The following is a 24,569-nucleotide window of genomic DNA, read 5'->3' on the forward strand; positions in this document are numbered from 1 at the left end:
ACTAACCAAAATGAAAAAATTACTTTTACTATTACTGTTTGCTAGTACTTCTCATTCACAAACCAATCCAATTATCACGACATGGCTGCGCAATACAACGGGAATTACAGGTCGTCATTATGTATCGGGAAATTCAACGCCAATAACTGATGCAGTTGCTGCCAATGTGCAAACCGTTCAATATTCAACCAATTGGGTTTATGTCACTACAAATGGAATCCCGGCTTATATAACCGGACCTTTTTTAGATGGAAATCCATCGTTGGCAACTACTCAAAATGGTGCTATCTTTAAAATGCCATTAAACCCAACCCAAAACACAGGAACAGCAACGGCTACCACTGGTGGAAATATTGGCTTGTTCAAAAACGGGGTGGCTTTATTTGATTATAGAGATGGCGTTTCCTGGAAAAACAGCACGCAAACTATTTGTGGTGGCCCCGTTCAACCCGCATGTATGGGTGATGGGGTCTGGAACAGGGATGCAATTCCGGCAGAACGTAACGGGTTCGATTGTGCAAAGGCACATCCGGCAATGGGAAATTATCACCACCATCAAAATCCAAGTGCTTTTAATTTAGATTTAGTAGTAATTTCAACGATTTGCGACACTTATCCTTCCGATGGTTTGTATGTAATCAATACGTCACAACATTCTCCTTTAATTGGCTTTGCTTATGATGGTTTTCCAATTTATGGTGCTTATGGTTACGCTAATGCTGATGGAACTGGCGGGATTGTCCGAATGAAATCAAGTTATCAGTTGCGCAACATTACAACAAGAACTGTCTATGCGGACGGAACTAATGTAACCGATGGTCCTGCAGTAAGTACGACCTATCCTTTAGGGTATTTCAGAGAAGATTATGAATATGTTGCACATCCTTCTGACGCGAGTTATTTGGATGTTCATAATGGAAGATTTTGCATAACTCCGGAATATCCTTTGGGGATTTATTGTTACTTCACAACGGTTGATTCCAATCATAATTCCGCTTATCCTTATGTTGTCGGCCCAACATTCTATGGCAATAAAACTGCGGTTAAAGTAACAAGTATTTCCGAAAGTACGACACAATATACTTTGGCGAATGCCGATTTTAATCTGTCCAACTTGAATATTAAAATCTATCCTAATCCCGCTCAGGATTTCATTGCGATTCAATCGGATATGATAGCAGATAATCTGGATGTTTCTTTAATTGACGAACTGGGCAAAGTTATTAAGACCAATAAAATCCTTCAGGGAAGCACACTTTCCATTATTGATTTAAGTACCGTTTACAACGGCGTTTACTTTGTAAAAGTAGCAAGTGCTAAAGACAGCAAAACATTCAAAATAATCATTAACAAATAACCATGAAACTACGCTATTTATCATTCCTTATTATACCTGCGTTTTGGTCATGTAACAGTTCAAGTAGTGATTATATTGATCCGTATGCCAATATAAAAGTCACATTTGGAACAACTATCGATTTAGAGAACCTGGCTAATTACGCAAATCAAACGATTCCAACATACATCACTAAAGACAATACCGCTGGAAATCCAATTTCTGATAAAGGTGCAACACTGGGCAGGATTCTTTTTTATGACAAAAATCTATCCGCCGATAATACTATTTCCTGCTCAAGTTGTCACCAACAGGCAAATGCCTTCAGCGATACAGATGTGGCGAGTATGGGCGTAAACGGAACAACCGGAAGACACGCCATGCGCTTAATCAATACACGCTTTGCTATTGAAAACAAATTCTTTTGGGATGAACGTGCGGCAACATTGGAATTTCAAACCACGCAGCCAATCCAAAACCACAACGAAATGGGTTACAGCGGCACGAGTGGTGACGAAGGTTTTAGCGGTTTGGTAACCAAGTTAAATCAAATAGGCTACTATAAAGAGCTTTTCAAGTTTGTGTATGGCTCGGAAGAAATTACCGAAAACAAAGTCCAATTAGCATTAGCGCAGTTCGTTAGAAGTATTCAGTCTTTTGATAGTAAATACGATACAGGACGAGCACAAGTTAGTGCGGATAATCAACCTTTTCCAAATTTTACCAATCAGGAAAACCAAGGGAAACAATTGTTTTTGGCACCACCCCAATTTGATGCTACCGGAAACCGAACAGGTGGCGGAGTAGGTTGTGCAGGCTGCCACGCGGCACCCGAATTTGATATTGCGCCCAACTCGGGCAACAATGGTATTATTGGAACCTTAGCCGGAAGCGGAATTGACATTACAAACACGCGTGCTCCTTCCCTACGCGATATTGTCAAACAAGACGGAACATTAAACGGGCCTTTAATGCATACCGGAGTTTTTACTTCGTTGCAAACAGTTATTGGTCATTATGGAACTATAAATTTAGCTCCTGGGAATACTAATTTAGATCCAAAATTGAGACCAAATGGTTTCGGGCAAAAGCTGAATTTTACAGCTCCGGAAGTAAACGCTTTAATGGCTTTTCTCAGAACACTTTCTGGTTCGAATGTGTATGTTGATAGTAAATGGTCTAATCCGTTTCCTAATTAGTCATTGCAAGGAAGAACGAAAAAGCAACCTGTTGAAGCCGTCATTGCGAGGAACGAAGCAATCTGTTCAACTTTACGTGGGCTTCAACAGATTGCTTCGCAAGCTCGCAATGACTGGCTTCGTTCCTCGCAATGACTACTTTAAAAACCCAAGCTCATAAACCATGGGTTGTAATTTCTCGGTTAATGTTTTATAGGCTTCCTCAAAGGGTTTGAAACTCACAGGTACATAATCGCCACTTTCGTTTCGTTTCTTCAGGGCGTTTCTAATTTGATACCAACCCACATCGGGGCGGTTTAGTTTTAGTTCGTCGCGCACGGCTCTAACATCGGTATTTGCAAAATAGGCTTGCCATAGTTTTTTGCCTTCGGCTAGGACTGCTTTGGCTTCGGGAGATTGCTTCGTGCCTCGCAATGACAGGTAGCGTACCATAAAATCGCTTTCAAACCTATCGGGTGCGCCTACTTCTTCCTCGGTAAACGGTATAAAATGGTTTACTATGCTCCATTTCCTGTCGTTCCACTCTAGGTCGTTGGCACTGGCGGTGAGGTTACTGCCGTTAAACAACATCCAGATTATACAATCATTTTTAAATTCATCTGTTAACGGCTCTGTTGGTATTAAAAACTGATCGCGGTCGTTGAGCCAAGTGGGTTTTATTAATCGTCGTACTGAAAAAACTATTGCGGCTTGCCAAAGGTTTTCTTTATTAATATAAAATCCATTTCCTCCACCATAAGGAGATGAAAAAACTACAGTTTGTTGAGTTGCATGTTGAATATCATTTACTCCGCAATACATGTATGCAACTGCATTATCAGACCAATTCGAAACTCTTGCTTTACCTGGAGTTGGAGCTATTGCATTTTTTAAAGGTATAACCTCAACCTTATTAACTTTTGGTCTTTTTAACCAAACATTTAAAAATGATTTATTTGGTAAATTGTAAAATGATTTTTCTCCAATTGGCTTTGCACTTTTATCTAATACTTCCGTGTTAATATCAGTAATATCAATTCTTTTTGTAGAAAGCATATCTGTTTTCCAAATCAAAAAGCCAATAGGAAAATTCCCTTTTAATCCATCAAAAGATTTACTATGAACAATAAAGCCTCCTAAATATTTTGCTTTCCAAATCTCTCTAAACTTTTCAAAGTTTGGTGCATTTACATATTTCATTTTGCTAAACATAGCAACAGTTGCTGTTGGTATTTCTTTTGCAATTCGTGCAACAAACTGCGTAAACAGTTCATTACTTGCTTTTCCATAATCTCTCATTGCAGTAGCAGCAAATTTTGTTTTTGCAACTCCTGATTTGTTTTCAGCGTCTTCACCTACAGAAATATTATCTGCATTAGTTGCCTCCGCATAAGGCGGATTAATCAACACCAAAATCTTTTTGCCTTGCGCTATAGCATCTCGCAAGCCTTGGGGTAATTTGTTGGTTAACGTGTAATCAATCGTTCCTTCATCGGTAATATCATCATTTAGGTAATCGTACTGAAACCGTGTAGCCGCTACGCAGGTTTTGGTAGCGCGCATTACATCTACATCGGCAGCATCTAGAGTACTCATATATATGTTGCGTGGGTTAGAGTGTTTTACCTCTAGGTTGCCCACACCACAGCACATATCCCATACTATATAGTTTTTTTGCCAGTTATTACCCAGCGTTTCGGCTAGTTTGTCATAGGCTTTGTCTACCACATTTAGCGGCGTATAATAAGCACCTTTAAAACTGCGTTCATCAATAGGTATTAAGCTGTCTCGCCGTTCTAACAGGTAATTGCGGTATTCGGCTTTAGGTGGTTTGTGGTATATCGTCCAAAACTGTCGGTAGCCTTCTTTGTTGCCTAGTTTATAAACCTTTCCGTTAAGCAGGAATACGGGCGAGCCGTCTTTGTGCATTAGTTCGGCAGGCAGGTTATCATGAGTGCTTACCGTGCCATCGTGCATAATATCGGCAAAAAATAACAGGGCATACTCTTCGGGTGCTACACCCTCTATCTCATTTCCAACCATGAGTACCCATTTGTCAAATACTTGTTTGAGGTTATCGGGTGTTATAGGTGTTCGGATAATGTCGCCTTTTTTAATGGCATTTTTTACCGTATTGATAAACTCTTCTTCGTGGGTTTCTATCTTAAACGATACGAAGTGTGTCCCGATATGTGCCGAAATTGCATCGAGTGCATCCTGCGTATACTGGCTTGCCGATTTACCCCACTTGATAGTTTTCTTTTCCAGGAACGGAATCACATCACCGCTTTTCATAATCGCTGCCTTTTGCGTATCAATAACACATAAAAATGGCGGCACATATTCACCTTTGTTTAGCGCATCCTGCACGTAATGCATGAGTTGGGTAAACATGGCGTAGGTAGAAATCCTGCTGTTGTCTTTGGCTTCAAACCATATTTCTTTGGTTTGTATATCGATAAGGTTTTTTTGGTACTCTTTTAAACCCAATGCTTTTATATAGGCATCTTTTACATCTTCTTCGCTCGAAGCTTTTTGCAGTTTTTCGTATAGGGTCATGTTGAATTATGAATTGTGAATTGAACAAATATAAATAATTGCAAGTTGTTTGTAGTGAATTATGGATGGTTTTTCTTAAAAACCCCACCGTTGACGTAACAAACCCAAAAAATGACGTCATCTAATCCGTCGTTGGGGTTGCTGACGCCAAATTTGGGGTTATAGTACCCCAAATTTTAGGTTCACAACGCCAAACGCCAGGTTCGTAATACCAACAACGGTATACCTGACGCCATAGCTGGGGTATTTTGCAGATTGGTATCACTAAAAAACCCTTTTGGCATAATTACCAAAAGGGTTTATGTGTTTAAACAGCTGCTTTTTATGCCGGTGTAGTAGGAGTTGAACTGCTTTTGTTAAAAAACTGCGCTATGTCTTTTACCTTAGATTCAAAACCTGCCGCTTTGGTTCCTGCTTTATATTGGCTAAAACCATAATCGGTTAAAGCAGCCTGATAATTGTCATTATCGTGAAGAATCCTGTTGTTGTCTAAACCGTCTAACAGGTTTTGTAAACGAGCCATGGCAGCTTGTATAAAAACACGGGAGTCATAATCGTTTTGATACTCTGTCCAGTCTACATCTGGGCTGCTAAGTCCGGGCTGGTTGTTGCGGTAATCTAAGGCTTTGTTTACAACGAGTTTGTTTTGCTCGTTGATGCTGCCATACTTTCTGCGCTCGTCGGCAGAAAGGTTTCTTAGTTTAGCCGTTAAGGCTGTTTCGAGAGCGGTTAATGCTGTACCTACTGCAGTTTTCTCGGCAGCGGTGTAATGCACATTGTTTAAATTTTCTAAAGGCATGATACTTTAATTTAAGGGTTACTATAATAATTACCTTTCAAAATTAGTAATTCACAATAACAAAAAAATCCCCACTAGAGGGGATTTTTTTATTTATTATTTAGGATAAATTATCCCATCACTTCCTTAACTTTTTTACCAATCTCAGCAGGAGAATCTACTACGTGAATACCACATTCTCTCATGATTCGTTTTTTCGCTTCGGCAGTATCATCCGCTCCGCCAACAATTGCTCCTGCATGACCCATTGTTCTTCCTTTTGGAGCTGTTTCTCCGGCAATAAACCCAATAACCGGTTTGCGGTTACCATCGGCTTTTATCCATTTGGCAGCATCAGCTTCCAATTGACCACCAATTTCTCCAATCATCACAATGCATTTTGTTTCTGAATCATTCATCAACAATTCGACTGCTTCTTTTGTTGTAGTTCCAATAATTGGATCACCGCCAATACCTATAGCTGTTGTAATTCCCATTCCCTGCTTCACAACCTGATCGGCCGCTTCATAAGTTAATGTCCCCGATTTAGAAACTATTCCAACCGTTCCCTTTTTGAAAACAAAGCCCGGCATAATACCTACTTTAGCTTCTTCGGGAGTAATGACTCCGGGACAGTTTGGGCCAATTAATCGGCAGTCTCTGTCTTTAATATATTCATAAGCCTTAATCATATCGGCAACCGGAATGCCTTCAGTGATAGCGATAATCACTTTTATACCCGCATCGGCAGCTTCCATAATAGCATCAGCAGCAAAAGCAGGTGGAACAAAAATAATTGAAGTATCAGCTCCGGCTTTCTCAACCGCATCTTTTACCGTATTGAAAACCGGTCTGTCCAAATGGGTTGAACCTCCTTTTCCCGGCGTAACGCCACCAACAACATTGGTTCCGTATTCAATCATTTGCTCAGCGTGGAAAGTTCCCTCGCTGCCTGTAAATCCCTGAACTATTATTTTTGAATTCTTATTAACTAAAACGCTCATGTTTGTGTTTTTTATTGTGTTTATTTTATTGTGTTGCAAAAGTAGAAAATAGTAATTAGTAATTAATGGTTCGCAAGTATTTTTTTCCGCCCGTCAGTTCGAGTGATTCCGATGCAATCGGAATTTTATCGAGCACTTACAACTGACTCATCTGATAACCTCGGTACAGCTTGTTGTTTTTCAATTCCCAGATAACCATGAAATGAGCCAAAAGCATTTCTTCCCGTGGGTTTTCAATAGTTTTTACATAATGAGAATAACGAATAGAAACCGTATTTCCTTCTTCAAGGATATGAGTTATTCTGGCTTTGGATCGAACATACGCTTTGCTTAATTCGCTGGTTAAATCAATTATCTCCTGACGTTTTAGTTTCAAAAAACCTTTAGAACTGTGCCATTCCAAAACCACATCTTCGTGTAAAAGTTTCGCAACTCTTTCGTTTTCAAGCAACGCATCCGATTTGTAAAATTCCTGAACAATTTCTTTAGCGCTCATCTTATTTAAGTTTGTTTAGTATTTCCGGTATTCTTTTGACGTTGGCCAACTGCTTCAGTTTCTCACGAGATTCTTCTATTGGTGTACCAAAATAACTCTTTCCGCCTTCAACCGATTTGGTTACTCCGGTTTGTCCCATGATAACCGCTTTGGTTCCAATGGTAATTCCGCTTGTCGTACCAACCTGCCCCCACATTGTAACTTCGTCTTCAATTATTACGCAGCCCGCAATCCCCGTTTGGGAAGCAATCAGGCATTTTTTCCCAATTACTGTATCGTGCCCAACATGCACCTGATTATCGATTTTGGTTCCGGCACCGATGGTGGTATCTCCGGTAACACCTTTATCAATAGTACACAACGCTCCTATTCCCACATTATCTTCAATAACCACTCTTCCTCCGGAAAGCAATTGATCAAAACCTTCAGCGCGTTTTTTATAATAAAAGGCATCAGCGCCAAGTATGGTTCCTGAATGAATGATTACGTTATCTCCAATTACAGTATTGTCGTAGACAATAACATTCGCGTGAAGCAGACAATTTTTACCAATAATAACATTGTGTCCGATAAAACAATTTGGCTGAACAACTGTATTTTCTCCGATTGATGCTGAATTTGAAATGCTGACATTCGCGGCCACAAAAGGTCGGAAATGTTTAGTCAATGTATTGAAGTCCCTAAAAGGATCATCAGAAATCAATAATGCTTTTCCTTTTGGGCAATCCACTTCCTTGTTAATCAAAATAATAGTAGCCGCGGATTCCAATGCCTTATCATAATACTTCGGATGGTCTACAAAAACAATATCTCCCGGCGTAACCACATGAATTTCGTTCATGCCTTCCACAGGAAAATCATTAGCACCAACATATTGGCATCCGATAATGGCGGCAATTTCTTTTAAGGTATGTGTTTTTGAGAATTTCAAAACTACTCTTTTACTCTTTCCATATAAGAACCGGTAGCAGTATCAATCTTGATTTTATCCCCTTCATTGATAAACAAAGGAACATTTACCGAAGCTCCGGTTTCTACTTTCGCGGGTTTGGTAGCGTTTGTTGCTGTGTTTCCTTTTACGCCCGGCTCAGCATAAGTAACTTCCAAAACAATAGAGGCCGGCATATCTACAGATAGTGGCAAATCTGTTTCAGTATTAATCTGAACCATTACTACTGTTCCTTCTTTTAACAAGTCTGGGGCGTCAAGGACTTTTTTATCCAAAGTAATTTGTTCGTAAGAATCCGTGTTCATAAAATGAAACTGATCTCCTTCAGCATATAAATACTGGAAGTTTTGCGTTTCAACACGCACTTCTTCAATTTTATGTCCGGCTGAAAATGTATTGTCCAACACTTTTCCGTTTGTTAAGCTTCTTAGTTTAGTTCTAACGAAAGCCGGACCTTTACCAGGTTTTACGTGAAGGAATTCAATGATTTTATAAATATCGTGATTGAACTTGATGCATAATCCGTTTCTAATATCTGATGTAGATGCCATTTTACTATTTATTTGTTAATGTTTTACTTTGGTTGCTGTAATAATTACGATCCCGAGTAGCCTTTCATAATCCCTCTTGAAGAGTTTCTGATAAAATCCAAAATCTCATCACGTTCCGGTGACGCCGACATTTCAGCTTCGATAATCCCAACAGCCTGTGATGTGTTATAATTTTTCTGATACAGAATTCTGTAAATATCCTGAATTTCCCTAATCTTTTCTGAAGTAAATCCTCTTCGGCGTAAACCAACTGAATTAATCCCAACATAAGAAAGCGGCTCTTTCGCAGCTTTAGTATACGGTGGAACATCTTTACGTACCAGCGAACCTCCGGAAATCATTGCATGATCACCAATCTGAATAAACTGATGAATGGCAGCCAAACCTCCAACAATGGCATAGTTCCCAACAATTACGTGTCCGGCCAAAGCTACTCCGTTTACGATGATAGCGTTATCCCCAATATGACAATCGTGCGCAATGTGGGCCGTTGCCATGATTAAACAATTGTTTCCAATCTTAGTTTGACCAGATGCAATTGTACCACGGTTTATCGTAACACATTCTCTTATAGTTACATTGTCACCAATTACCGCAAGTGATTCTTCTCCACCAAATTTTAAATCTTGAGGCACTGCCGAAATTACTGCACCTGGAAAGATGTTGCAATTTTTTCCAATTCGTGCACCTTCCATAATGGTAACATTGGAACCAATCCAGGTTCCGTCGCCAATAACAACATTATTGTGAATGGTGGTGAATGGTTCTATAACTACATTTTTGGCAATCTTTGCTCCCGGATGTACGTATGCTAACGGTTGGTTCATTTGTCTTTGTATATTATTCTTAATTTTCAAATGTAATTCGCATTTACAATTAAATTGCAAAATGCGTATTTCATAAGTGATCGTTTAATTAATTCTGGCAATTTGTGCCATTAATTCAGCTTCGGCTACTAATTTTCCATTAGCATAAGCCCTAGCCTGCATATGACAAATTCCTCTACGGATAGGCGAAATCAAATCACATTTAAATATCAATGTATCTCCCGGCAATACTTTATGTTTGAACTTCACATTGTCAATTTTCATAAAGTAAGTAAGATAGTTTTCAGGATCAGGAACCGAGCTTAAAATCAATATTCCACCCGTTTGTGCCATTGCTTCTACAATGATTACGCCCGGCATTACCGGTGCGCCTGGAAAATGCCCAACGAAGAACGTTTCGTTCATGGTTACATTTTTCAAACCAACTACATGGTTGTCTGACATTTCAATGATTCTGTCGATAAATAAAAACGGCGGCCTGTGCGGAAGAATACTCATTATTTTATGAATATCCATTAGAGGCTCTAAGTTTAAGTTGTAAACCGGAATCTGATTTTTCTGTTCTATTTTGATAATCTTAGACAATTTTTTTGCAAACTGAGTGTTTACAAAATGTCCGGGTTTATTGGCAATAACCTTTCCTTTAATGCGGGTTCCAACCAACGCTAAATCACCAATAACATCAAGCAATTTATGACGTGCTGCTTCATTTGGATAATGTAAAGTCAGGTTATCAAGAATGCCATTTGGTTTAACTGAAATGGAATCCTTTCCAAAAGCCACTTTTAGGTTTTCAATTGTTTTTGGAGATATTTCCTTGTCAACATAAACAATGGCGTTATTCAAATCACCGCCTTTAATCAAACCGCTGTCTAAAAGTGTTTCCAATTCGTGAAGGAAACTAAAAGTTCGCGCATCGGCAATTTCCGTTTTAAACTCCGAAATGTTTTTCATTGTAGCATTTTGAGTGCCTAAAACCTTGGTTCCAAAATCAACCATGGCAGTTACCTGATATTCATCGGATGGCATCAAAAGAATTTCACTCCCTGTTGCTTCATCCATAAAAGAAATCACTTCTTTCACAACATAATAACAGCGTTCCGCATCTTGTTCGATAACACCCGCTTTCTCGATTGCTTCTACAAAATATTTAGAAGAACCGTCCATGATTGGCGGTTCCGATTCGTTTAATTCGATAATTACATTATCAACATCACAGCCTACAAATGCAGCTAAAACATGCTCTGAAGTCTGGATTTTAACTCCTAATTTTTCGAGGTTTGTGCCACGTTGCGTATTTACTACATAATTGGCATCAGCCTCAATAACCGGAGAACCTTCAAGATCTACCCTCACGAAAGAATAACCATTGTTAACAGGTGCGGGTTTGAAAGTCATTTTTACTTCTTTCCCTGTGTGAAGTCCAACACCCGTAAGCGAAATTTCGTTTTGGATGGTTTTTTGTTTAACCATTGGTAAGCTATTTAATTAGTATTATTTTTTTTCAATTCGTCTATATCGGCTACTATCTTTGGCAAATTCCTAAAATGGACATACGATTTACTATAATCAGCATATCCAAATGCCGGGCTGCCCTGCAATACTTCACCATCATTTACATTCTTTCCAACACCGGATTGTGCCTGAATGCGGACATTATTCCCAATAGTGATATGACCTGCAATGCCAACCTGGCCGCCAATCATGCAATTGCTGCCTATTTTAGTTGAGCCTGCAATACCTGTTTGCGCAGCGATTACGGTGTTCTCACCAATTTCAACATTATGGGCAACCTGAATATGGTTGTCCAGCTTTACTCCTTTTCGAATAAATGTAGAACCTAAAGTTGCTCTGTCAATAGTGCTGTTGGCACCTACATCTACATTATCTTCTATGATTACGTTGCCAATTTGAGGGATTTTACTAAATGTTCCATCTTCGACAGGCGCGAAACCAAAACCATCAGAACCTACAACACTTCCTGAATGAAAGTTACAATTGTTGCCGATTTCAGTTTCAGAATATATTTTTACACCTGGAAAAAAGATACAGTTATCTCCAATGATTACATTATCACCAATAAAACAATTTGGATATATCTTTACATCATTACCGATAGTAACATTTTTACCGATATAGCTAAAACTTCCCAGATAAAGGTTTTTGCCATAAGTTACTCCCTCTGAAATCACTGATGGTTGTTCAATACCTGATTTCATTAGCTTCACTTCATTGTAATACTCTAACAATTTGGAAAAAGACTGATAAGCGTCTTCCACTTTAATTAACGTAGTGGTCAACTCGTTGTCAGGAACAAAATCGTTATTGACTATGGTAATAGTGGCTTCAGTAGTGTATATAAAATTTACATACTTAGGATTGGCCAAAAACGTCAGCGAACCTTCAGTTCCTTCTTCTATCTTTGCTAATTTAAAAACCACTGCATCAGGGTTGCCTACCACTTCGCCTTCAAGAATTCCCGCTATTTGAGCTGCTGTAAATTTCATTCCGACAAAAGTATAAAAAAATCAATTTTAATAGTGATTTTCGTCAAGTAGTTTTGGAAAACATATAAAATACTTGGTCACTGGTTTTGACAATGCTTTTAAATTCAGTTGGTCTGAAGCTTCCACAACATCTTCAATGGTTTTGTCTTTCTTTAAAATCCGGATAGGCTCAGCATCTTTGCTGTAGGCCTGGTTTTCAATCTTTCCTTTAAAAATAAAATACTTTGCTTCCTGCTGTGTAATGTTGTTGTCTTTTGCAAAGCGGCTGGTCATTTCTTCTAATACTTCTTTCGGAAATTTATCGCTGTTGAGTTTTATTTTTGATAAATCTCTATTAATAATCATTTTGCTCAAACTACTTAAGATAAAATCATTGTGATGCTGCCAGTTTTTTAAGGCACTAATTATATCAAAATCATCTAGTTGCGCAAAGCTATCTAAATTACTATTGGAGAAATTATCGCATGTCACTTTATGTTCCATAAAATGTTTTAAAGGCTTGCTGCATTCTATATCAGCCCCTTTATGGAATAATTCTTTGGCTCTTTTAAGTGTATTGGTCAAAGTCAATTCGGCTACTAAACTTGTTTTATGCAAATAGGCTTGCCAGTACATCAATCGTCTTGCCATCAGGAACTTTTCAATAGAATAGATGCCTTTTTCTTCCATAACCAAAAAATCATCCGCCACATTAAGCATTTGGATTAGCCTGTCCGAATTGATATTACCTTCGGCAACACCTGAATAAAAGCTATCGCGCTTCAGATAGTCCATCCTATCCATATCTAACTGACTTGAAATCAGTTGTAACATGAATTTTCTATGGTATTCTCCTTTAAAAATCTGAATTGCCAAACTTAACTGTTCATTAAACTCTTCGTTAAGTTTATTCATAAACAACAGCGATATTTCTTCATGGTGGACTTCCACGATACTGTGTTCTAAAGTATGTGAAAAGGGTCCGTGTCCAATATCATGCAAAAGGATTGCTATATATAAAGCATTCTCTTCTTCTTTAGTAATCGAAACTTCTTTTGAACGCAGTACTTCTATTGCTTTCTGCATTAAATGCATAGCCCCAATTGCATGGTGAAAACGCGTGTGATGTGCACCAGGATAAACCAAATAAGACAGTCCCATTTGACTTATACGTCGCAAACGCTGGAAATAGGGATGCTGAATTAAATCATAAATCAACGTATTGGGAATGGTAATAAAACCATAAATTGGGTCGTTGAATATTTTAAGTTTATTAGTGTCGCTCACAAATTTGTTGGTTTTCGTAAAGATATAAATTTATACCAAAGCTTTAAAGTAGCCTTTTAATAGTTTGTCGTTTTCGCGGGTCGGAGTAAAAACTTCCAGTATCATTGGTCTGTCGTTTTGCATAAAAAGTTTGGACAAACCTTGTTTCAGTGAAGCATCATCACTTGCAATGAGGTAATCCAACTGATACATTTTGGACAAATGCTCGGCTGTTAAACAATGAGATGTTTCGAAATACGTATTGAACGTTTCGGTTTCCTGATGTCCGGGTAATATCCTAAAAATGCCGCCGCCGCCATTATTAATTAAAATGATTTTAAAATTACTAGGAATATAATTGTTCCAGAGTGCATTACTGTCATATAAAAATCCAACATCGCCTGTGATTAAAACCGTTGGTTTTTTACTTCCAACCGCAGCTCCAATAGCCGTTGAAGTGCTGCCATCAATACCACTTGTTCCTCTATTGCAGAATACTTCTATCGATTTATCTATATCAAATAATTGCGCATAACGAATGGCAGAACTGTTGCTAATCTGCAATTGGATTTCCTTTGGCAAACCTGAAAATATTATTTCAAATGCTTTTAAATCTGAAAAAGCAACCGTAGAAAGATACTCTGAATGTTTTACTTTTCGATTTGAATGAATATTTTGAAAAGTTACTTTGTAATTGCTTTCAATATCTTTTACAAAAGGCAGAAACTGTTTAAAGAACTGATTCGGACAGACAGTAAAATGTTTGGTCAAAATACCAAAAGTGTCATACGCACGGCTTTCATCAATATGCCAATGATGCCTTGGTTTGTATTTTCTGAGAAATGCTTTTACCCTTTTTGAAACTATCATTCCACCAAACGTGATAAGAACTCTCGGTTGCAGTTTTAAAAAATCAGAAGGTGAAAATGGGGTGATGACTGTATCAATGTTGTTGATAAAGCTGGGATGATGGAGATTAGAAGTTGTTTCAGTCATTACTACAACCGATGGAATTGCAGCCAATTGGTTCAACCACTTTTGTTCTATCGAATTTGGGGCACATTCGCCAACCAAAATTAATATCTTCCTGCTGTGATTCCAAAGCGTTGAAAAAGCAATAATATCATCAACGTCAACAAATCTTAGGGGTTTAAGCAAACCTGTTACATTAAAATCGACCGAAAGTTTATTTGTTGTTTCGTATAATGGTTCCTCAAACGGTACATTGATATGCACCGGTCCTTTTCGGGCAATAGCCACATTAATGGCTTGATTTATAAATACATCATTTTCTTCTGAAGCGTCTTCGGTCAGATTAGCGTTATATAACGAATGATTGATAAAAACATTTTCCTGACGGATGGTTTGCCCATCGCCAATATCAATTTTATCAAAAGGCCTGTCGGCTGAAATAACAATAAACGGAATCTGACTATAGAATGCTTCGGCCAGTGCCGGATAGTAATTCAGCAATGCCGAGCCTGAAGTACAAACCACAGCAACAGGCTTTTGGGTTTGTTGGGCAATCCCCAATGCAAAAAAAGCCGCACAACGTTCGTCTGCAATACTATAGCAAGTAAACTTTGGATTATTAGTAAAACCTATGGTCAAAGGTGCATTTCGGGAACCTGGAGAAATAATAATATCGTGAACTCCTTTGGCATGACATATCTCAATAATGCTTTGTGCTAAAGGTATTTTAGGATAAATCATTGTTGTTTTTTAATGAAAACAAAGATACAACTTGTATGGCTTTTTCAATGCAAAAAGATTTCACAACTTAGAACTTTTAGAGTGAGGAATCCCTTGACCGCTATTGACACCTTATGATGTTTTTTGACACCTACTGAATCATTTTGACACTTAGTGACACCTCAAACCTTGCATTTTGATACCGTTCTTCGGGTATTGTTCGGGTGTTGTTCGGGTATTGTTCGCAAAACAGGGTCATTTTGGGAACAACACCCGAACAAAGGTGGGAGAAGCTTCTTAAAAAGTAAATTGTTTTCCTATTTTTACCTTATGGAAATAAAAATCAGGCCTTATCAAAACAATGATGCTGAAACCATCGTTGCCATTCTTAATTATTATATCGTAAACTCAACGGCTTTGTATGATTATGAATTGCGGACATTGGAACAGCAACGGTCAATTTTAGAAGAAAAACTAAAAAAACAGTTTCCGGTAATTGTTGCAACAATTAATGAGCGGGTGGTTGGTTTTGGCTATTACAGCGAGTTTCGCTTTCGCGAAGCCTATAAGTTTACAGTCGAGCATTCAGTCTATGTAATGCCTAACGAGCATGGAAAAGGTATTGGAAAGGAAATAATGAGGCACTTAATTGATTTAGCCAAAAAACAAAAACTGCACACCATGATTGCGGTTATAGATTATGAAAACCAAAGCAGCATTGCCTTTCATGAGCAGTTTGGATTTGCTACGGTTGGAATTATAAAAGAAAGCGGCTTTAAGTTTGAACGATGGCTTCACTCTGTGATTATGCAATTAATGCTGGAATAAATACCTATTTAAAAATTAACAATCGACAGTATTAAATTGTAATTTTAAAACTTTAATTCTTATGAAAAGTTATGAAAAGAAGAAACTTTATAGCCAATACTGCACTGGTTACTATCGGATTTACATCCTTACTGGCATCATCCTGTACAACAAAATCTACTGAAACTAAATCGGAAGGCAATGATGATGAAGTAGCTGATGATTTTGAATTGAACGAAATCACAATCAGTGAACTACAGGAAAAAATGGAATCGGGAAAATATTCTTCCGAACAAATTACCAAACTATATTTAGACAGAATTGAAGCCATTGATAAAAATGGGCCCAAATTAAATGCCATTATTGAATTGAATCCGGAAGCTTTAGCAATTGCCAAAGCAATGGACAAGGAACGAAAGGAAGGCAAAATAAGAGGCAATCTACATGGTATTCCAATTCTAATAAAAGACAATATTGACACAGCAGATAAAATGATGACAACCGCCGGTTCTTTGGCATTGGTTGGAAATATTGCTTCAAATGATGCTTTTATTGTAAAAAAATTACGAGATGCGGGTGCTGTATTACTTGGAAAAACAAACTTAAGCGAATGGGCAAACTTTCGTTCTACTTCTTCTTGTTCGGGTTGGAGTAGTCGTGGTGGGCAGACTAAAAACCCTTATATTATAGATCATTCCCCTTGTGGCTCCAGCGCCGGTTCCGGAGTTGCTGTGGCTGCCAATCTATGTGTTGTTGCCGTTGGAACAGAAACCGATGGCTCTATTGTTTGTCCGGCATCTGTAAATGGAACGGTAGGCATTAAACCAACAGTTGGCCTGGTAAGTCGTTCGGGTATTATTCCCATTTCACATACACAAGATACCGCGGGACCTTTGGCAAGAAATGTTAAGGATGCTGTTATTCTTTTGGAAGCTATGATTGGCATTGATGCTACTGATAAGGTAACCAAAGAAAGCAAAGGGAAATCAGTTGAAAACTACACTCAGTTTTTAAAAATAGATGGTTTGAAAGGAAAAAGAATTGGTATAGAGAAAAAGAAATATACAAATCCGCTGCTAAACGAGCTATTGCATAAAGCTAAAGAAATAATGAAACAACAAGGTGCTACTATAGTTGAAATAGAATACCTTGACAAGATTAATGCAAATGGAGAAGCGGAAAATGATGTTTTACAATTTGAATTTAAATATGGGGTAAACAAATATTTAACTACATCCAATTCCAAAATGAAATCATTGGAAGACGTTATTGCTTTTAATAAAACAAACGAAGCTAAAGCGATGCCAACATTCAAACAGGAAATTCTTGAAATGTGTCAGGATAAAGCAGGATTAGATAACACAAAATACATTCAGGCACTAGCTAAAAGTCATAACGATGTAAAAAATATCATCGACAACGTAATTAAAGATAACCAACTTGACGCTATTTCCGGATTAACAATGGGTCCGGCTTGTAGCATTGACACTATTTATGGTGACCGATGGGGCGATGTCTTTCTGACAGCTCCGGCGGCAATGAGCGGTTATCCTCATATTAGTGTTCCTTGCGGAAAAGTATATGAATTGCCTGTAGGGCTTTCGTTTTTCAGTGGTGCATACCAAGAAGGAGCGATAATAAGTCTTGCGTATGGATACGAACAAGCATCTAAAAGTAGAATAAAGCCTGAGTTTAAGGAGGCATTTTTAGACTAATAAAAAAACCTGTTACTTAAAAGTATCAGGTTTTGAATTTTTTATGATTGAGTTAAATTATTTCAATTCCATTTTCTTCGAGTATTCCTAAAAGATAGCTACTTTGATTTGGATTGTACTTTTCGATTCCGCTTTGATACCATTTAGAAATAACATCAATCTGGAAAGCGGTGTAGTCATCATCATTTATGCTGATTCCAAGCATACCCGCTAAAAGGAAATCCTCCAGGACTTTATTGGTAACAATCAATTTGGGAATCCCATAGGAAACTTTTCCATTCATTCTCTCATAGTCCAATCTTCCTTGGTTAAAACCAAAAAGATAAGCCTCATTTTGATTTTCTGCTATATCCAAATATGGATTTAGACCATTTGAAAAACCTTGTAAATAATCCTGTCTGTATACGGAGTTAAATATATTATTCATTATTGGAGTGTTGTGGCATTTAAAATTCTATTCAAACTTATTAAGAATAATTTAGTAACTATCTAAAAATCGTTTAACGGAAAAAAAACTCTTTCAACCACAACATAGGCGACGTTTGTCGATAAAACTAAATCAAAAAACCTGATGAAATTCATCAGGTTTTTTGATTTAAAATAAATTATTTGTTACCCTTTCCCATTAATCCAGCCTACAATAGACACATCGGTTGGCAATACTCTGGGTGATAATACTTTTACCAATTCACCTTGCTCGTTAATTAAATATTTCTGGAAGTTCCATTCTACTTCGCTGTCCTGCAAACCATTTTTACTTTTTTGGGTCAGGAATTGATATACTTTGTCCATATCATTTCCTTTTACCGAAATCTTACTCATCATTGGGAATGTCACTCCATAATTCATTTCACAGAACTTGGCAATTTGCTCGTTACTTCCAGGTTCCTGTGCTCCAAAATTATTGGCCGGGAAACCCACTATAACAAAATTAAGATTTTTATATTTTTCATAAATAGCTTCCAAATCTTTGTATTGAGGTGTCAACCCACATTCTGAAGCAGTATTGACTACTAATATTTTCTTTCCTTTTAGGGAAGCAAAGTCAAACTCCCTGCCATATAAATCCGTTACTTTAAATTGATAGATTGTTTCCGCCGAAATAGCTTCTTGTGTTTCCATTGTTTTATTATTTGATTTATTTTTCTGTGCCTGATTTTGACAACTCCAAAGCAGTAAAATACTGCAACTTAATAGTAAAGATTTTCGCATTGCGTTATTTTTTTATAAAATTAGAAAATATTTTAATAGTTACGGTTATCATGTTCCTAAAGTTTTATTAATATTAAAAAAAAGCTCAGCGACTAAATCAATCGCTGAGCTTCTAACAAAACAATAGAAAAACCATTTCTATCACCAAAACCTTGAAAGAAAATATTCATAGCATATTCTTCCCAAAATCACATACGTATAAAAGAACCATTATGGATTTATGATTTAATAACTTTATGTGTTTTGTTAAGAAAAAAGTAGTTTTTTTACAATAAGTTTCTTTAATTTACAATCAAAATTTTATCGCCATGACACAAGAAGAATTGTTGCCCATGCTCTTAAGAAAAGAAGAAAGGGCATTTACCCAGTTGTATGATATGTATTCCAAAAGCCTGTTTAGTGTTATTACTAATTTAATCAGCGATCGTGAAGAAGCCGAAGATGTGCTTCAGGAAGTGTTTGTTAAGATTTGGAAAAATATTGAAACTTATAACCAAAGTAAAGGAAGGTTATACACCTGGATGCTCAATATCGCCAGAAATACAACTATAGACAAACTGCGGTCGAAAGGTTTTAACAATAGTCAAAAAAACCTCTCTTCCGATAATTTCGTACATCTGTTGGATGACAGTAATAAGTTAACGAACAAAATTGATAGTATTGGATTAAGAGATTTTGTAAATAAACTTAAACCTAAATGTGTTCAATTAATTGATTTATTGTTTTTCAAAGGATTTACACAACAAGAAGCATCGGATGAGCTAGCCATCCCACTTGGAACTGTAAAAACCCAAAATCGAATGTGTATGAATGACCTACGAAATTTTTTAAAAGTATAATGGAAACAAAAGAGTATATCGAATCAGGAATTTTGGAACTCTACGTTTATGGTTTGTTAAACGAATCAGAAAATGACGAAGTTACCGCTATGGCTTTCAAGCATCTAGAAGTTAAAGACGAAATCGTTTCTATTGAAAAGGCAATTATTAACCTTTCCAGCAGTTTTTCTCCTTTTATTTCTCATAGTCAGTTTGAAAAAATAAAATCACAACTAGCCCTCAAATATGGCAAAGTGATTGATATGAAACCCAGAAGCAATTGGACAGCATATATGGGTTGGGCGGCTTCAATTTTATTGTTAATCGGAATTGGTTACCAATATTCTAAATTGAATCAAACCAATAATCAGGTTGTAACTATCGAGAAAGAAAAATCAAAATTTCAAGAAGTTGTAGTAAATTTAGAAACTAAAAACAAAGAAACACAAAATGTATTGGGTGTAGTTCGAGATGAAACCAATACGATTGTTACACTTGGCGGACAAGCTGCAGCACCAACTGCTAAAGCAAAAATCTACTGGAACAAACAAACACAAGTAGTTTATGTAGATGCCAGCGGATTACCAGAACCACCTAAAGGAAAAGAATACCAAATTTGGTCTTTGAAACTGCAACCACAATTAACGCCGACAAGTATTGGACTGTTATCTAATTTTCAGGCCAACGAAAGCAAAATATTTGCTGTTGATAAAACAAATGATGCCGAAGCATTTGGAATAACCTTGGAACCAACAGGTGGTAGCGCATCGCCTACCATGGAACAACTTTATACTTTGGGAAAAGTCTAAAAATTTACGTCAAACTCAATAATCAGAAAAGAGTCCTAAATAATTAGGACTCTTTTTATTTATTGTCGTGTAATTCCTAGAGACTATTAATTACAAATTTATTCGGATGAAACTGAAGCAGTTGGATTTGTAAATCTCCCTTTTGAATTGTAAGGATACATTTTTTTATGGATTATGATAAACTGGTATGGCTCCTCTCCGTCAAAATCGGTAATTGCTACTCTGACTTTGTTGTATAATGAGTAACCTCCATAATTTGTTGGTAAATTTTCGTTTTTTTGCCATTGACCATTAACTTTATAATAATACACCAATTCGAGATTTTCAAAGTAAGCTTCAAGGTTTGGAAAATAATAATAACGGATGTAGCAATTCGTTTTAGAATCAATTGGCAATGAAGATATGTCGCCTATAGAGGTTTGTGCACTTGAGACATAGGAAGTGAAGAAAAACAATACCAGGAATAGTTTTTTTATTGATTTCATAATTTCTTAATTTTGTTTAAGTTTTGAGGCATAAAACGATACAATCATTTTACAAAACATAACTATTAGTAGTCAAATATATATAATAAATATTAAAATATATAGACTAAATACATAAAAAATCGACGAAATGCGTGTTTTATTAAAAAAAATAAGAATTATATTATTTACAAATGTTTTTAAATAATGAATGTAATCAAAAAAAGCAAAGACGTAGTCTTTGCTTTTTTTTAAAATAACTATTTTATTTTTTATTTTTTTCCATGGCCTTTTCCGTGCCCTTTTCCATTGCCTCCTTCGTTATCATTGTCGTGGTCTTTATCATCATCGTCATCCTTTTCATGGTCTTTTCCATTCCAAATTTTCTTTGGTTGTCCGTATTGGTTCCCTTCATCATGTTCATGTCCTTTATTTTTATTTTTAAATTGTCCATAATGGTTTCCGTTATCGTGTCCATTTTTTTTCCATTCTTTTCCAACATATTTCACCTTATGTTGATGATAATACTTGTATGGAGCATTCCCTTTATAATCTGTTAGGTAAACAGTCTGACCATGATATAAATCATAACCTTTGTAACGAGTTGGTAAGGCTGCAGTACGCACCCAACTACCGTTTTGTTGATAAATGTAACGTTTAGCGGGTACATCGTAATAGGTTTGAATATCCGGAAGATAATAGTACTGTGTTTTAACCGGAGCTTTTGGTGCCCATGCAGGAGTGGTTCCTCCATAATGCCTATCCACTTTCACTGCTTGTGCCTGCGTATTAAATGCCATTACTAACAAAGTTGCAAGCATTAAAATTTTTGTTGTTTTCATAATTTAATTATTTAGTTAATTTTAATATTATTTAACCCTTTGAAATAATCGTGCCAAAAAAATATTCTTGCAATTATAGTCCTCGAACTAAATTACTGAATTCATTTAAATTTGAGCATTATTACACTTGGTAAAGATACAATGAAATAAAGTGAAAAAGTTGCATATATATATATCTTACTTAATGTAATTCACATCTCAGACTATATTTAAAGATTAGGCTTTAGCAATTCGTTAAAAAAAAATTAATCTGTAAATTCTTTATCTTCAAATTTAGATATAACTATGGATATACCCTTTTGAAGTAATAGATTATTTGGATAGGTTATACGCTCTCCTTTATCCGTTCTTAGATAAATATGAAAAGCTTTAATATCTTCAATTTCAGCTTGAATTGGAAAATCTTTGTCATGCACCTGAATAACATCTCCTATTCTGAAAGGAAAAAAGAAAAATAAAATTATACCGGAAGTAATATTGCTTAAGATAGACCATTGGGCAAACATAGCAACGCCAACAACGGTTGTTACCGAAGACAACGTAAAGAAAATATCTTTTTTTTGAACACCCCAAATAACAATAAGGCCCACCATTGCAACAATGTTGATTAACAAATGAATGTATTTTATGACCAAATTAGTTCTGTGTTCCATGATGGAAGATAATTTGGCATAGCGGCGGATTAGCTTTGAAGTAATAATTCTAAGAAATATAATAATGACTAAAACTATTCCTGTGGCAATCACTTCTTTGGTTAAACTGGAGAAGAAGGACATATTTTTTTATGTAAAAATACTTAAAATAAAACTATTATCAAGCGATGTCCGTTGTACTATTTTCATCCTTTTTCGTATCATCTTCTATTGGTACTGTAGGTGTGAAATCTGTTATCAAGTCAACCGAAGTTGATGTGTTTCGAAAATTGTAATGCGGAAGTTTTATTTTACGCCATTCGTAGGTTTTTGGCAAATCATCGCCTAATAAATATCCCCAGGGTTCAAATGTGTCTATTCTATCAAAAATAACTTTTAAGATCGCAATAATTGGTATTGCCAAAAACATACCGGTGATACCGCCTAAAACATTTCCAACAATAATCCCGATGATGGAAACTAAGGCATTGATTTGCACTTTTGAATTGATAAACATTGGAACAAGAATATTATTATCAATAAACTGAACAACTAAATTTACCCCAATGACTCCAAAAACAATTGTTAAATCCGTCGAACCTGAAAGTGAGACACCAATACTCAAAGCGCCTGCAAATAGTATACCTATATAAGGAATCAAATTTAAAATACCAGTTATGATTCCGAGCAGTATATAATATTCACATCCAATGAAATATAGACCAACAGTAGTCAATACCGAAACCGCAATCATTTCAAATAACAATCCGGTAATATAACTTTGAATCGCAATTTTTATTTGATATAAAACTTCTTGTAGTTTTTTGTGGCTTTCGGGTTTTATTAATTTGGTCAAAAATGTAATAAAATGATTTTGATATAACAAAAACAGAAAAGTGTAAATAGGAATCAATATGAGATTCAAAAGAATATCGGCAAACGAATTTAAAGTAGTACCAACAATTTCCTTACTTGAAGTTATACTGTCATTTGTAGCGTTACTAATGATTTCCTTTTGTTCCCTTTTCGTCAGATTAAAATTGTCTCTAATCATTCGTTGAAAGTGCTCCAAATGATAATAAAAATTGGTTTTAATTTTTCCCCAATCACTTGCCATATCGCTTATTTGCATTGATATAAAATAGAAAACTCCTAAAAAGAGTAACACAAACAAAAGAATTGCAAAAACAACTGCTATAAAATGAGGAAAACGGAGTTTCTTTATCAGAAAACTAACTACCGGGCGGAGCATTATCGCAAAAAGGAGCGCAAGCAATACGGGAGAAATAATATCCTGACCAAAATAAAGCGTAATGAATATTACTACCAAAATTATCAGTATGGCAGAAAGTTTAAAATAGAGCGGAAATTTCATAGTGTCAGACATAGTAGGTTGTTTTTTAGTAAAGTTACTGTTTTAGTCGTAATTACTCAAGTACTGATAAACTTTTTCTGTGGGTAAACCAACGACATTGGTGTACGAACCATCAATTCTGGTAATGCCAATTAAGCCAATCCATTCCTGAATACCATAGGCGCCAGCTTTGTCAAAAGGTTTATAATTCTTTAGATAATAATGAATAGCTTCATCCGAAAGCTCATTGAAAGTCACTTTGGTTACATCAAAAATTGTCTCCATTTTTTTAATCGTCTTAAAACAAACAGAAGTAATCACTTCGTGCGTTTCGTTGGATAATAACTTCAAAATGGTAAATGCATCGTCATAATCTTTGGGCTTCCCCAAGGCTTTGTTATTTAGCCAAACAATAGTATCGCTTGTAACTAAAATTTCGTTTGCTACTAATTCTTCGCCAAAAGCATTGGCTTTTAATTGGGCTAAATAGTTGGTAATTTCCACGCCTTGCAGGTTATCCGGATAAATTTCCTCAATATCCTTTAACCGAATTTCAAAATCTAAATCTAAATCCTTGAAAAACTGCTGTCTCCTTGGTGAACCAGAAGCTAATATTATTTTATAACCTTTGAGTTTATCCCTTAACATTATACATTATCATTGTTGTCCGATAAAAGTAAATAAAAAAGAAGCCATAAAAATGGCTTCTCAATTAAAATCGTAATTTAGAGTTGCAAAAATTCAAATAACGATGAGTAAAAGTAATTATTTTTCTAGTAAATCTGTTTTCGGAC

At 36.3% G+C, this 24,569-nt stretch carries 24 protein-coding genes; 6 read left to right on the forward strand and 18 right to left on the reverse strand.

Annotation, left to right across the window (positions count from 1 at the left end; all coding sequences use genetic code 11):
* Positions 1–10 precede the first annotated feature (10 nt).
* Both Q0Q99_RS01645 and Q0Q99_RS01650 read left to right on the forward strand, forming a co-directional pair.
* On the forward strand, positions 11–1,357 hold the full coding sequence (locus Q0Q99_RS01645; RefSeq protein WP_293890355.1) for a YHYH protein: 1,347 nt from the start codon (positions 11–13) through the stop codon (positions 1,355–1,357).
* 2 nt (positions 1,358–1,359) lie between these two features.
* The gene (locus tag Q0Q99_RS01650; RefSeq protein WP_293890358.1) at positions 1,360–2,535 is read left to right on the forward strand and encodes a cytochrome c peroxidase; all 1,176 of its coding nucleotides are present in this window, start codon (positions 1,360–1,362) and stop codon (positions 2,533–2,535) included.
* Between the two features lie 135 nt (positions 2,536–2,670).
* Here Q0Q99_RS01650 and Q0Q99_RS01655 read toward each other — a convergent pair whose 3' ends face one another.
* The 11 genes from Q0Q99_RS01655 to menD form a co-directional block, all read right to left on the reverse strand.
* A complete protein-coding gene (locus tag Q0Q99_RS01655) occupies positions 2,671–5,073 on the reverse strand; it encodes a hypothetical protein (RefSeq protein WP_293890361.1) in 2,403 nt (800 codons plus the stop codon).
* A gap of 322 nt (positions 5,074–5,395) precedes the next feature.
* A complete protein-coding gene (locus Q0Q99_RS01660; RefSeq protein ID WP_293890364.1) occupies positions 5,396–5,872 on the reverse strand; it encodes a hypothetical protein in 477 nt (158 codons plus the stop codon).
* Positions 5,873–5,982: 110 nt separating this feature from the next.
* Positions 5,983–6,855 (reverse strand): succinate--CoA ligase subunit alpha, encoded by an 873-nt coding sequence (sucD, locus tag Q0Q99_RS01665; RefSeq protein ID WP_293890367.1) that lies wholly within the window; start codon positions 6,853–6,855, stop codon positions 5,983–5,985.
* Between the two features lie 136 nt (positions 6,856–6,991).
* Positions 6,992–7,351, reverse strand: a complete 360-nt coding sequence (locus Q0Q99_RS01670) for a nuclear transport factor 2 family protein (protein WP_293890370.1) — start codon at positions 7,349–7,351, stop codon at positions 6,992–6,994.
* 1 nt (position 7,352) lies between these two features.
* Positions 7,353–8,282 (reverse strand): UDP-3-O-(3-hydroxymyristoyl)glucosamine N-acyltransferase, encoded by a 930-nt coding sequence (locus Q0Q99_RS01675; RefSeq protein ID WP_293890373.1) that lies wholly within the window; start codon positions 8,280–8,282, stop codon positions 7,353–7,355.
* 2 nt (positions 8,283–8,284) lie between these two features.
* A complete protein-coding gene (gene efp / locus Q0Q99_RS01680; RefSeq protein ID WP_293890376.1) occupies positions 8,285–8,851 on the reverse strand; it encodes an elongation factor P in 567 nt (188 codons plus the stop codon).
* Positions 8,852–8,895: 44 nt separating this feature from the next.
* Positions 8,896–9,678, reverse strand: coding sequence for an acyl-ACP--UDP-N-acetylglucosamine O-acyltransferase (lpxA, locus tag Q0Q99_RS01685; protein WP_293890379.1), 783 nt, complete (start codon positions 9,676–9,678; stop codon positions 8,896–8,898).
* 84 nt (positions 9,679–9,762) lie between these two features.
* Complete coding sequence (locus Q0Q99_RS01690) at positions 9,763–11,151, reverse strand: bifunctional UDP-3-O-[3-hydroxymyristoyl] N-acetylglucosamine deacetylase/3-hydroxyacyl-ACP dehydratase (RefSeq protein WP_293890381.1); 1,389 nt, start codon at positions 11,149–11,151, stop codon at positions 9,763–9,765.
* Between the two features lie 11 nt (positions 11,152–11,162).
* Positions 11,163–12,185 carry a UDP-3-O-(3-hydroxymyristoyl)glucosamine N-acyltransferase gene (lpxD, locus tag Q0Q99_RS01695; RefSeq protein ID WP_293890383.1) on the reverse strand — a complete coding sequence of 341 codons (1,023 nt, stop codon included), beginning with the start codon at positions 12,183–12,185 and terminating at the stop codon, positions 11,163–11,165.
* 27 nt (positions 12,186–12,212) lie between these two features.
* Positions 12,213–13,451, reverse strand: a complete 1,239-nt coding sequence (locus Q0Q99_RS01700) for an HD domain-containing protein (RefSeq protein WP_293890384.1) — start codon at positions 13,449–13,451, stop codon at positions 12,213–12,215.
* A 30-nt stretch (positions 13,452–13,481) separates the two neighbouring features.
* Positions 13,482–15,143, reverse strand: coding sequence for a 2-succinyl-5-enolpyruvyl-6-hydroxy-3-cyclohexene-1-carboxylic-acid synthase (gene menD / locus Q0Q99_RS01705; protein ID WP_293890386.1), 1,662 nt, complete (start codon positions 15,141–15,143; stop codon positions 13,482–13,484).
* Positions 15,144–15,452: 309 nt separating this feature from the next.
* Here menD and Q0Q99_RS01710 point away from each other — a divergent pair, with 309 nt between their 5' ends.
* Together Q0Q99_RS01710 and Q0Q99_RS01715 are read left to right on the forward strand one after the other, a co-directional pair.
* Positions 15,453–15,950: a GNAT family N-acetyltransferase gene (locus Q0Q99_RS01710; RefSeq protein WP_293890389.1), complete on the forward strand. Its 498-nt coding sequence runs from the start codon at positions 15,453–15,455 to the stop codon at positions 15,948–15,950.
* A 71-nt stretch (positions 15,951–16,021) separates the two neighbouring features.
* On the forward strand, positions 16,022–17,644 hold the full coding sequence (locus Q0Q99_RS01715; protein ID WP_293890392.1) for an amidase: 1,623 nt from the start codon (positions 16,022–16,024) through the stop codon (positions 17,642–17,644).
* A gap of 52 nt (positions 17,645–17,696) precedes the next feature.
* Here Q0Q99_RS01715 and Q0Q99_RS01720 read toward each other — a convergent pair whose 3' ends face one another.
* A complete protein-coding gene (locus tag Q0Q99_RS01720; protein WP_293890394.1) occupies positions 17,697–18,071 on the reverse strand; it encodes a hypothetical protein in 375 nt (124 codons plus the stop codon).
* A gap of 185 nt (positions 18,072–18,256) precedes the next feature.
* Positions 18,257–18,856 (reverse strand): glutathione peroxidase, encoded by a 600-nt coding sequence (locus tag Q0Q99_RS01725; protein WP_293890396.1) that lies wholly within the window; start codon positions 18,854–18,856, stop codon positions 18,257–18,259.
* Positions 18,857–19,164: 308 nt separating this feature from the next.
* On the opposite strand from Q0Q99_RS01725, the gene Q0Q99_RS01730 reads away from it, so the two are divergent.
* The gene (locus tag Q0Q99_RS01730; protein WP_293890399.1) at positions 19,165–19,695 is read left to right on the forward strand and encodes an RNA polymerase sigma factor; all 531 of its coding nucleotides are present in this window, start codon (positions 19,165–19,167) and stop codon (positions 19,693–19,695) included.
* Positions 19,695–20,483 carry an anti-sigma factor gene (locus tag Q0Q99_RS01735; RefSeq protein ID WP_293890402.1) on the forward strand — a complete coding sequence of 263 codons (789 nt, stop codon included), beginning with the start codon at positions 19,695–19,697 and terminating at the stop codon, positions 20,481–20,483. The genes Q0Q99_RS01730 and Q0Q99_RS01735 overlap by 1 nt, the downstream gene beginning before the upstream one ends.
* A 98-nt stretch (positions 20,484–20,581) precedes the next feature.
* On the opposite strand, the gene Q0Q99_RS01740 is transcribed toward Q0Q99_RS01735, so the two are convergent.
* The 5 genes from Q0Q99_RS01740 to Q0Q99_RS01760 all read right to left on the reverse strand — a co-directional run bounded on the left by Q0Q99_RS01740 (position 20,582) and on the right by Q0Q99_RS01760 (position 24,423).
* Complete coding sequence (locus tag Q0Q99_RS01740; RefSeq protein ID WP_293890405.1) at positions 20,582–20,968, reverse strand: hypothetical protein; 387 nt, start codon at positions 20,966–20,968, stop codon at positions 20,582–20,584.
* A gap of 251 nt (positions 20,969–21,219) precedes the next feature.
* Positions 21,220–21,789: a hypothetical protein gene (locus Q0Q99_RS01745; RefSeq protein ID WP_293890408.1), complete on the reverse strand. Its 570-nt coding sequence runs from the start codon at positions 21,787–21,789 to the stop codon at positions 21,220–21,222.
* A 245-nt stretch (positions 21,790–22,034) separates the two neighbouring features.
* Positions 22,035–22,565 (reverse strand): mechanosensitive ion channel family protein, encoded by a 531-nt coding sequence (locus Q0Q99_RS01750; protein ID WP_293890411.1) that lies wholly within the window; start codon positions 22,563–22,565, stop codon positions 22,035–22,037.
* Between the two features lie 37 nt (positions 22,566–22,602).
* Positions 22,603–23,808 carry an AI-2E family transporter gene (locus Q0Q99_RS01755; protein WP_293890414.1) on the reverse strand — a complete coding sequence of 402 codons (1,206 nt, stop codon included), beginning with the start codon at positions 23,806–23,808 and terminating at the stop codon, positions 22,603–22,605.
* A 30-nt stretch (positions 23,809–23,838) separates the two neighbouring features.
* On the reverse strand, positions 23,839–24,423 hold the full coding sequence (locus Q0Q99_RS01760) for a Maf-like protein (RefSeq protein ID WP_293890417.1): 585 nt from the start codon (positions 24,421–24,423) through the stop codon (positions 23,839–23,841).
* Positions 24,424–24,569 lie beyond the last annotated feature (146 nt).

The organism is Flavobacterium sp., from assembly GCF_025352425.1.
Classification (GTDB): domain Bacteria; phylum Bacteroidota; class Bacteroidia; order Flavobacteriales; family Flavobacteriaceae; genus Flavobacterium.

Coding starts and splice junctions, on each gene's coding strand:
- Q0Q99_RS01735 (WP_293890402.1), top strand. CDS start 19,695: ATGGAAACAAAAGAGTATATCGAATCAGGAATTTTGGAACTCTACGTT.
- Q0Q99_RS01690 (WP_293890381.1), bottom strand. CDS start 11,151: ATGGTTAAACAAAAAACCATCCAAAACGAAATTTCGCTTACGGGTGTT.
- Q0Q99_RS01655 (WP_293890361.1), bottom strand. CDS start 5,073: ATGACCCTATACGAAAAACTGCAAAAAGCTTCGAGCGAAGAAGATGTA.
- Q0Q99_RS01645 (WP_293890355.1), top strand. CDS start 11: ATGAAAAAATTACTTTTACTATTACTGTTTGCTAGTACTTCTCATTCA.
- efp (WP_293890376.1), bottom strand. CDS start 8,851: ATGGCATCTACATCAGATATTAGAAACGGATTATGCATCAAGTTCAAT.
- Q0Q99_RS01755 (WP_293890414.1), bottom strand. CDS start 23,808: ATGTCTGACACTATGAAATTTCCGCTCTATTTTAAACTTTCTGCCATA.
- Q0Q99_RS01660 (WP_293890364.1), bottom strand. CDS start 5,872: ATGCCTTTAGAAAATTTAAACAATGTGCATTACACCGCTGCCGAGAAA.
- Q0Q99_RS01750 (WP_293890411.1), bottom strand. CDS start 22,565: ATGTCCTTCTTCTCCAGTTTAACCAAAGAAGTGATTGCCACAGGAATA.
- menD (WP_293890386.1), bottom strand. CDS start 15,143: ATGATTTATCCTAAAATACCTTTAGCACAAAGCATTATTGAGATATGT.
- Q0Q99_RS01720 (WP_293890394.1), bottom strand. CDS start 18,071: ATGAATAATATATTTAACTCCGTATACAGACAGGATTATTTACAAGGT.
- lpxD (WP_293890383.1), bottom strand. CDS start 12,185: ATGAAATTTACAGCAGCTCAAATAGCGGGAATTCTTGAAGGCGAAGTG.
- lpxA (WP_293890379.1), bottom strand. CDS start 9,678: ATGAACCAACCGTTAGCATACGTACATCCGGGAGCAAAGATTGCCAAA.
- Q0Q99_RS01740 (WP_293890405.1), bottom strand. CDS start 20,968: ATGAAATCAATAAAAAAACTATTCCTGGTATTGTTTTTCTTCACTTCC.
- Q0Q99_RS01670 (WP_293890370.1), bottom strand. CDS start 7,351: ATGAGCGCTAAAGAAATTGTTCAGGAATTTTACAAATCGGATGCGTTG.
- Q0Q99_RS01650 (WP_293890358.1), top strand. CDS start 1,360: ATGAAACTACGCTATTTATCATTCCTTATTATACCTGCGTTTTGGTCA.
- Q0Q99_RS01715 (WP_293890392.1), top strand. CDS start 16,022: ATGAAAAGAAGAAACTTTATAGCCAATACTGCACTGGTTACTATCGGA.
- Q0Q99_RS01730 (WP_293890399.1), top strand. CDS start 19,165: ATGACACAAGAAGAATTGTTGCCCATGCTCTTAAGAAAAGAAGAAAGG.
- Q0Q99_RS01710 (WP_293890389.1), top strand. CDS start 15,453: ATGGAAATAAAAATCAGGCCTTATCAAAACAATGATGCTGAAACCATC.
- sucD (WP_293890367.1), bottom strand. CDS start 6,855: ATGAGCGTTTTAGTTAATAAGAATTCAAAAATAATAGTTCAGGGATTT.
- Q0Q99_RS01725 (WP_293890396.1), bottom strand. CDS start 18,856: ATGCGAAAATCTTTACTATTAAGTTGCAGTATTTTACTGCTTTGGAGT.
- Q0Q99_RS01745 (WP_293890408.1), bottom strand. CDS start 21,789: ATGAAAACAACAAAAATTTTAATGCTTGCAACTTTGTTAGTAATGGCA.
- Q0Q99_RS01760 (WP_293890417.1), bottom strand. CDS start 24,423: ATGTTAAGGGATAAACTCAAAGGTTATAAAATAATATTAGCTTCTGGT.